The sequence below is a fragment of the Pseudomonas sp. NPDC088885 genome (assembly GCF_044750025.1).
Lineage (GTDB): Bacteria > Pseudomonadota > Gammaproteobacteria > Pseudomonadales > Pseudomonadaceae > Aquipseudomonas > Aquipseudomonas rustica.
Map to the genome: position 1 here is coordinate 1,416 of NZ_JBIVJB010000235.1, position 386 is coordinate 1,801.

1 protein-coding gene is annotated in these 386 nt (G+C 52.1%); it reads left to right on the forward strand.

Annotation, left to right across the window (positions count from 1 at the left end):
- Positions 1 to 269: 269 nt before the first annotated feature.
- A partial coding sequence (locus ACIP1X_RS28865; protein WP_400755972.1) for a hypothetical protein occupies positions 270 to 386 on the forward strand: 117 nt, incomplete at its 3' end.

The window sequence follows — 386 nt, forward strand, 5'->3', positions numbered from 1 at the left end:
CAATGAAAGCAAGCCCAAAAGCCCTTGGCGGTCGGTGGCCGAGTATAGACAGTTAGGCTACTAATGACAACGCAATCACCTACCCCCAATAGCTGATTGCACAAGTTGCATAAAAGGCGTAAATGGCAGGCAATTTCGAGGAAAAAGTGCGCTTAAAGCCTTCTGGAGCAAGACTTTAGGCAAATTGACATTCGAATTTATCTCACTATAGTGGTGCGGGCCCTGCGTGGGGGGTCTGTCTGATGGTTCAAGCATAAATAGGAGGCCACATGGCTGACAAAAAAGCGCAGTTGATCATCGAGGGCGCAGCCCCCGTCGAGCTGCCCATTTTAACCGGCACCGTTGGTCCCGATGTAATCGATGTTCGGGGCCTGACGGCCACGGGC